The sequence below is a fragment of the Streptomyces showdoensis genome, from assembly GCF_039535475.1.
Lineage (GTDB): Bacteria > Actinomycetota > Actinomycetes > Streptomycetales > Streptomycetaceae > Streptomyces > Streptomyces showdoensis.
Window position 1 is genome coordinate 69,357 of the sequence record NZ_BAAAXG010000027.1, and the last position, 8,144, is coordinate 77,500.

Annotated in this window: 6 protein-coding genes; 3 read left to right on the forward strand and 3 right to left on the reverse strand. The window is 73.1% G+C overall.

The genetic code is table 11. From position 1 onward, the window contains the following. Positions 1–172: 172 nt before the first annotated feature. The gene (locus tag ABD981_RS33140) at positions 173–2,146 is read left to right on the forward strand and encodes an acetoacetate--CoA ligase (protein ID WP_046911959.1); all 1,974 of its coding nucleotides are present in this window, start codon (positions 173–175) and stop codon (positions 2,144–2,146) included. A 54-nt stretch (positions 2,147–2,200) separates the two neighbouring features. On the opposite strand, the gene ABD981_RS33145 is transcribed toward ABD981_RS33140, so the two are convergent. Continuing rightward, positions 2,201–3,520: an aminotransferase class I/II-fold pyridoxal phosphate-dependent enzyme gene (locus ABD981_RS33145; protein WP_046911958.1), complete on the reverse strand. Its 1,320-nt coding sequence runs from the start codon at positions 3,518–3,520 to the stop codon at positions 2,201–2,203. 47 nt (positions 3,521–3,567) lie between these two features. Between ABD981_RS33145 and ABD981_RS33150 the strand changes: the two genes are divergently transcribed. Both ABD981_RS33150 and ABD981_RS33155 read left to right on the forward strand, forming a co-directional pair. Next, entirely contained in the window at positions 3,568–4,848 is a 1,281-nt protein-coding gene (locus ABD981_RS33150) for an MFS transporter (RefSeq protein WP_276205617.1), read from the forward strand. 22 nt (positions 4,849–4,870) lie between these two features. Further along, complete coding sequence (locus ABD981_RS33155) at positions 4,871–5,761, forward strand: hypothetical protein (protein WP_123955199.1); 891 nt, start codon at positions 4,871–4,873, stop codon at positions 5,759–5,761. A gap of 73 nt (positions 5,762–5,834) precedes the next feature. Here the strand turns inward: ABD981_RS33155 and ptsP are convergent, their stop codons facing one another. Beyond that, positions 5,835–7,505 (reverse strand): phosphoenolpyruvate--protein phosphotransferase, encoded by a 1,671-nt coding sequence (ptsP, locus tag ABD981_RS33160; RefSeq protein WP_046911956.1) that lies wholly within the window; start codon positions 7,503–7,505, stop codon positions 5,835–5,837. A gap of 82 nt (positions 7,506–7,587) precedes the next feature. Beyond that, positions 7,588–8,037, reverse strand: a complete 450-nt coding sequence (locus ABD981_RS33165) for a PTS sugar transporter subunit IIA (protein ID WP_046911955.1) — start codon at positions 8,035–8,037, stop codon at positions 7,588–7,590. Positions 8,038–8,144 lie beyond the last annotated feature (107 nt).

Sequence of the window (8,144 nt, forward strand, 5' to 3'; positions counted from 1 at the left end):
CAACTGCCGTTCACCCGTGGTGGGAGCACATATTCAGCTGCCCGACCATGGGCGGGGAACCCTGGTGCGATCGCCCCTCGCATGGCATCGTCCCTGTCAGCCGCGTCACGCGCACACCCCAGCACGTGCGCGCGACACACGCAGACCCCGCGTACAGCCAGGGAGCCACAGCATGACATCAGCGCAGACCGAGCCGCTTTGGCAGCCTGACGAGGACCGCGTCGCCGCGGCCGCCGTCACCCGCTTCCAAGCCTGGGCGGCGGAGCGCCACGGAGCGCCCGCCGAGGGCGGCTACCCGGCCCTGCACCGCTGGTCCGTCGAGGAGCTGGAGACCTTCTGGACCGCCCTCGCCGAGTGGTTCGACCTCCGCTTCTCCACCCCGTACGAGCGGGTCCTCGGCAGCCGTGACATGCCCGGCGCCGACTGGTTCCCGGGCGCCACCCTCAACTACGCCGAGCACGCCCTGCGCGCCGCCGAGGAGCGCCCCCACGACACCGCGCTGCTCCATGTGGACGAGACACACGACCCCGTGCCGGTGACCTGGGCCGAACTCCGCCGCCAGGTCGGCTCGCTCGCCGCCGAGCTGCGCCGCCTCGGCGTCCGCCCCGGGGACCGGGTCAGCGGCTACCTGCCCAACATTCCCGAGGCCGTCGTCGCCCTGCTCGCGACCGCCGCCGTCGGCGCCGTCTGGACCTCCTGCGCCCCCGACTTCGGCGCCCGCAGCGTCCTGGACCGCTTCCAGCAGGTCGAGCCGGTCGTCCTGTTCACCGTCGACGGCTACCGCTACGGCGGCAAGGAGCACGACCGCCGCGCCACCGTGGGCGAGCTGCGCGCCGAACTGCCCTCGCTGCGCGCGGTCGTCCACATCCCGCTGCTCGGCACCCCGGCCCCGGAGGGCGCCCTCACCTGGGCCGAGCTCACCGCCGCCGACACGGAGCCCGAGTTCGAGCAGGTTCCGTTCTCCCACCCGCTGTGGGTGCTGTACTCCTCGGGCACCACCGGCCTGCCGAAGGCGATCGTGCAGTCCCAGGGCGGCATCCTCGTCGAGCACGTCAAGCAGCTGGGCCTGCACTGCGACCTCGGCCCGGAGGACGTGTTCTTCTGGTACACCTCCACCGGCTGGATGATGTGGAACTTCCTCGTCTCCGGCCTGCTCACCGGCACCACCGTCGTCCTCTACGACGGCAGCCCCGGCTACCCGGACACCGGCGCGCAGTGGCGCGTCGCCGAGCGCACCGGCGCCACCCTGTACGGCACCTCCGCCGCGTACGTGATGGCCTGCGCGAAGGCGGACGTCCACCCGGGGCGCGACTTCGACCTCTCGCGCGTGAAGTGCGTGGCCACCACGGGCTCCCCGCTGCCTCCCGACGGCTTCCGCTGGCTCCACGACGAGGTCCGCGAGGACCTGTGGATCGCCTCCGTCAGCGGCGGCACCGACGTCTGCTCCTGCTTCGCCGGCGCCGTCCCCACGCTCCCGGTCCACATCGGCGAGCTCCAGGCGGCCGGCCTCGGCACCGACCTGCAGTCCTGGGACCCCTCGGGCAAGCCGCTGATCGGCGAGGTCGGCGAGCTCGTCGTCGCCAACCCCATGCCGTCCATGCCGATCCGCTTCTGGAACGACCCGGACGGCAGCCGCTACCGCGACAGCTACTTCGAGATGTTCCCCGGGGTGTGGCGCCACGGCGACTGGATCACGATCACCGACCACGGCTCGGTCGTCATCCACGGCCGCTCCGACTCCACGCTGAACCGTCAGGGCGTCCGGATGGGGAGCGCCGATATCTACGAGGCCGTCGAACGCCTCCCGGAGATCCGCGAGTCCCTCGTGATCGGTCTGGAGGAGCCGGACGGCGGCTACTGGATGCCGCTCTTCGTGCACCTCGCCGAAGGAGCCGTCCTCGACGAGGAGCTGATCGGCCGGATCAAGAGCACGATCCGCACCGAGCTCTCCCCGCGCCACGTCCCCGACGAGATCATCGAGGTCCCCGGCGTCCCGCACACCCTCACGGGCAAGCGGATCGAGGTCCCGGTCAAGCGCCTGCTCCAGGGCACCCCGATGGAGCGGGCCGTCAACGCCGGCTCGGTCGACAACCTGGACCTGCTGCGCTTCTACGAGGAGCTCGCCCGCACCCGCACCGCCGGGTAGGCGCGCGAGCGGGACGCGTCAGGGCCCCGCGCACCCGCGCGGGGCCCTGCCCGTTCATCCTCCGTACGTGGCCTGCGCGTCGCCGAGCACCGCGGCGAAGTCCGAGGCGAGCCGCCGCGCGTCGGCCGGCGGCAGCGTCGCCGTCGTGATCCGTACGGCCGTGGGCGCCGCGATCCGGAACCGGGCACCGGCCGCCACCCACCAGCCCTGCGTCCGCAGCCCGTTCACCACCGCCGACTCGTCCCGCACCGGCACCCACACGCTCAGCCCGCTGGGCCCGGTGGAGCGGATGCCGTACGCGCCGAGGGCGTCGATCAGGGCCCGGCGCCGTTCCGCGTAGGCGGCCTCGCCGGCCGCCACGAGCCGGGTGACCCCGGGGTCGGAGAGGAGTCCGGCGACCGTCTCCTGAAGGACGTGGCTGACCCAGCCGGACGTCATGAGCATCCGCCCGTCGTGCCGGGCGAGCGTCACCGGATCGCCCGCGACCCCGGCCCAGCGCAGGTCGATGCCCAGGTGCTTGGAGACCGTCCGGACCTGCGCCCAGCGCTCCAGGCCGGCCGTCGCCAGGGAGACCGAGGCGACGCCCGAGATCTCCGCGTTGTGGTCGTCCTCGACGACCAGCACCTCGGGGAACTCGCGCAGCAGCGCGACGAGTTCGTCCCGCCGCTCCGGAGTGAAGCACGCGCCCGTGGGGGACTGGCCGCGCGGACTGCACAGCACGGCCCGCACGCCGGCGCGCAGCGCGGCCCGCAGGGCGTCGGGCGTCATCCCCTCCCGGTCCACCGCGACCGGCACCATCCGCAGCCCCAGGGCCGGGACGAGGTCGAGGAGATGGTGGAACCCGGGGTCCTCCACGGCCACGGCGTCCCCGGGCCGCAGCTCGGTGGAGAGCAGCCGGGCGACGCAGTCGAGGGCCCCGTGCGCGAAGGTCACCCGCTCGGCCGGTACGCCGTCCCGGGCGAACCAGGCCCGGGCCAGCTCCTCCAGGGCCGGGAGCCGGGGCGCCGCGCGGTGCGAGCCGTACACCGGGCGCACCTCGGCCGGGGGCCTGAGCACCGGCAGGAAGGCGGGGTCGGGGTGGCCGCCGGCCAGGTCCACCAGGCCCTCCGGCACCCTCGGCGGCCGCCGGGACGCGACGGAGGGGGCCTCGGCCACCACCGTGCCGCCCCTGCCGCGCGTGACCACGAGGCCCCGCTGCCGCAGCTCCTTGTACGCCGTCGCGACCGTGCCGGGGCTGACGCCCAGCTCGTCGGCGAGCCGCCGTACGGGTGGCAGCGCGTCGCCCGGCGCGAGCTCCCCCTCGGTCACTCCGCGCTCGACGGACGCAGCGATCCCCTTGGCTGTCGTCCCACTGATCGAATATTGTGTTGCCACGTACTGAACTATGTATCAATACATAACTCGCGTCAAGGGGGAACCGAGTGAACCGCACGACCTGGCACCGCGCCGCACTCGACCGCATACCGGGAGGCCGCGACGGCCGCCGGATGCTCCTGGTCAGCATCATCGACAAGACCGGCACCGGCCTCTGGGCGGGCTGCACCGCGCTCTACCTCACCTACGTCTCCGGCCTCGGCCTCGGCCAGGTGGGTCTCCTCATGACCGTCTCCGGCGGCGTCGGCATCGCCGGCGCCCCCCTCGCCGGCCGCCTGGCCGACCGCTTCCCCCTCGTCCGCGTCATCGTCGGCGCCCAGCTCATGCGCGGCGCGGCCCTCCTGGCCCTCCTCACCACCGACCACTTCCTCCTCCTCACCCTCTACTCCGCCCTCGGCGCCCTCCCCGACCGCGCCGGCAGCGTCCTCATCAAGCTCTACGCGGCCCGCATCGCCGGCCCCGACCGCGTCCGCTACCAGGCCATCCAGCGCACCACCGTCAACATCGGCTGGTCCATCGGCGGACTCGGCGCCGCCGCCGCGCTCGCCACCGGCAGCACCCGGGCCTACGGCCTCCTCCTCGTCGGCAACGTCCTCTCCTACCTGGTCATCGCCGTCCTCACCCTGCGCTGCGACGAGCCCCCGGCGCCCTCCCGCACCGTCGCCACCTCGGCCGACACCCCGAAGGGCCGGCCCGCCGGCCCCTGGCGCGACCGCACCTTCCTGGCCTACACGGCCACCGAAGCCGCCCTCTTCCTCGACGACACGATCCTCCAGGTCGCCGTCCCGCTCTGGATCGTCCACGCCACCGCCGCCCCCGCCGGACTCGCCCCGCTGCTCCTGGTCCTCAACACCGTCCTCGTCGTCCTCTTCCAGGTACCCCTCTCCCGCTTCGCCGCGACCACGACGGCGGCCCGCCGCCTCCTCGTCCCCCTGTCCGGACTCTTCGTCGTCGGCACCCTCGCCCTCGCCGCCTCCGCCGCCGACGGACGGACCCTCGCCATCACCGCCCTGGCCGTGGCGGTCATCGCCCTCACCTTCGCCGAGATCATCCACGCGACGGCCTCCTGGGAGCTCTCTCTCGCCCTCGCCCCCGCCGAGGCCCAGGGCGCCTACCTCGGCGTCCACGGCCTCGCCCAGTCCACCCAGCGCTGCGCCGGACCCCTGCTGGTCACCGGCGTCATGACGGCGGGCCCCCTCGCCTGGCCCCTCCTCGGCCTGGCCCTGGTCGCGGCCGGCGCGGCCCAGCACCGCGTGATCCGCGACCGCGTGACCGCCCCCGCCCCGCCGTCACTGTCAGTGCCCGCGGTTACGGTGAGTGAGCACTGATCGACTGAGCCCAGGGGGAGCCATGACCGACCACCGCACCACCGAGACCCTGCGCCGCGCCCTGCGCCGCGACGTCCCCAGCACCGTCGCCCTCCTCGCCGACGAGGAGGACTTCACCGCCATGCGGCAGTACGGGACCTTCGCCTTCGACGACCACACCCGCTACCTCGCCCACGTCGAGGAGCTCCTGCGCACCCTCGCCGCCGAAGGCGGCCACACCACCCTCGCCCTCTTCGACCCCGAGGAGTTCGCCGACTACTGCGCCGACACCGGCCTCGACCCCGACCACCCCACCAGCCGCAGCCGCTACACCGCCGAACGCGCCGCGACCGGCGCCCGCCTCACCTACACGGGCCAATCGCTCGCCACCCTCGTCCCCCTCCTCGTCGACACCGCCGTCCGCCGGGCCACCTGGGAGTACGCGACGATGCTCCTCACCGACGCCGGCACCTGCGCCGACTGCGGCAAGGACATCGGCCAGGCCGCCTTCGAGCGTGCTTCCCGCCTCCTGGTCCGCCTCCTCGACACGGCAGGACCCGGCACCCACCACCTCGTCTGCAGCGTCCCCGCCGGAGACGAACAGCTCCTCGCCGTCCTCCACACCACCCGCGACACCACCGGCCCCGCCCGCCTCGACAGCTCGGCGGGCGCCGAGTTCGTGACCGTCCTCGCGACCGGCATCGCCCTCGGCACCCCCGGCGGAGTCGTCCTGCGCACCCACACCCCCGACGCCCCCGCCCGCCTCCACGGCTGGCGCCTCCACCAGGGCCGTCTCCGCCCCCTCACCGAGGCCGAGGTCTTCGACGCCTACTGCACCGACGCCCGCACGGGCGAACCCATCTCCCCGGAACCCGACGTCGACTACCGCGCCGGATTCCCCCTCACCGCCGACGACGACACCCACCCCCACTGACGCGAAAGGGGCTCCCCGCCACCGGAGTGACGGGAAGCCCCTTCATCGACGCCCTACGAGGACGGGCCGGGGATCACTCCCCGGACAGCACCGCCTGCGCGGCCATCCGAGCGTCGTGCGCGGTGTCCGCGGCACGCGCCGCGGCAGCCGCGCGCTCGCACTGCGCGAGCGTGTACTTCGCCAGCGTCGCCCGCACGTACGGAATCGACGCCGCACCCATCGACAGGGAGGTCACACCCAGCCCCGTGAGCACACAGGCCAGCAGCGGATCCGACGCGGCCTCACCACAGACACCACAGCTCTTGCCCTCGGCCTTGGCCGCCTCCGCGGACAGGGCCACCAGGTCGAGCAGCGCCGGCTGCCACGGGTCCTGCAGCCGGGAGACCGCACCGACCTGACGGTCGGCCGCGAAGGTGTACTGCGCCAGGTCGTTCGTGCCCAGCGAGAGGAACTCGACCTCCTGCAGGATCGAGCGGGCCCGCAGCGCGGCGGAGGGGATCTCCACCATCGCACCGAACTTCGCCCGCAGCCCCGCCTCACGGCACGCGTCGGCGAAGGCCTTCGCGTCCGTACGGTCGGCCACCATCGGCGCCATGACCTCGAGGTACACCGGCAGACCCTCGGCGGCCTTCGCCAGCGCCGTCAGCTGGGTCCTGAGCACCTCCGGGTGGTCGAGCAGGGTCCGCAGGCCCCGCACGCCCAGAGCCGGGTTCGGCTCGTCCGCCGGAGTCAGGAACTCCAGCGGCTTGTCCGCACCGGCGTCCAGCACACGCACCACCACACGGCCCTCGGGGAACGCCTCGAGCACCTTGCGGTACGCCTCGATCTGCTTCTCCTCCGACGGCGCGTGCTTGCTGTCGTCGAGGAAGAGGAACTCCGTACGGAACAGACCCACGCCCTCGGCACCGGCCTCCACCGCCGCGGGCACGTCGGCGGGACCGCCCACGTTGGCCAGCAGCGGCACCTTGTGCCCGTCCGAGGTGGCACCAGGACCGCTGGAGGCGGAAAGCGCGGCCTTGCGCGCCTCGGCGGCCTTCGTCAGCTCCGCCTTCTTCTCCTCGCTCGGGTCCACGAAGATCTCACCGGTGGAACCGTCCACCGCGACGACCGTGCCCTCGGCCAGCTCACCCGCACCGGGCAGCGCGACCACGGCCGGAACGCCCAGCGCCCGCGCGAGGATCGCGCTGTGGCTGGTCGGCCCGCCCTCCTCGGTCACGAAACCGAGGACCAGCGCCGGGTCGAGCAGCGCCGTGTCGGCGGGGGCAAGATCCCGCGCGATCAGCACGTACGGCTCGTCGCTGTCCGGCACGCCCGGCATCGGCACGCCGAGCAGGCGCGCCACGATCCGGTTGCGCACGTCGTCCAGGTCGGCCACCCGGCCGGCCATGTACTCACCGGCGCCCGCGAGGAGCTCCCGGTAGTGCGAGAAAGCGTCGTAGATACCGCGCTCGGCCGTGCTGCCGACCACGATCCGGCGGTCGACGTCGGCGATGAGCTCCGGGTCCTGGGCGATCATCGCCTGGGCCTCGAGCACGGCCTGGGCCTCGCCACCCGCCAGATTGCCGCGTGCAATCAGGTCGGCAGCAACAGCCTCCACAGCCTGGCGGGCGCGCCCCTGTTCGCGCTCCGCCTCGTCGGCGGGAATCTGCTTGGCCGGCGGCTCGAGAACCGCCGTGCCCATGTGCCGGACCTCGCCGATCGCCACTCCGTGGCTGACACCGACGCCTCGCAGCGTTGTCTCCATCTCACCCGTCTCCGATAGAGCGGCGGCCGGGCCGCCGCGTTGAAAGTCGTAACGCGGACTCGTCACTGGGACGAGCCGACGGTCAGCTCCAGCCGAAGAGCGCGTCGCCGGCCTTCACGTCCTGGTCGTCGACGACAGAGGAGAGGGAGTCCGCAGTGGCCTCCAGGGCCACGATGGGACAGATGGGGGACTTGCCGGCGGCCTCGACGGCGGCCGGGTCCCAGCGGACGATCTCCTGTCCGCGGACGACGGTGTCGCCCTTGTTCACGAGGAGCTCGAAGCCCTCGCCGTTGAGCTGAACGGTGTCGATCCCGAGGTGGGTGAGGACACCGTGGCCCTCTCCGTCGACGACGACGAACGCGTGCGGGTGGAGAGAGACGACGACACCGTCGACGGGCGAGACGGCCGCGGAGGGCTCACGCACGGGATCGATGGCGGTGCCGGGACCGACCATCGCACCGGAGAAGACGGGGTCGGGTACTGCGGTGAGACCGATGGCGCGTCCAGCGAGTGGCGACGTCACGGATGTCATGGGAAGCCTCCCAGGGGCGGAGATTGTGTGGCGCCGTCACTACCTGTCCTGGACGGCGTACTGTTCAGAAGCCTAAGTCATAAGAAGTCCTAGTTCCGCACGAGACG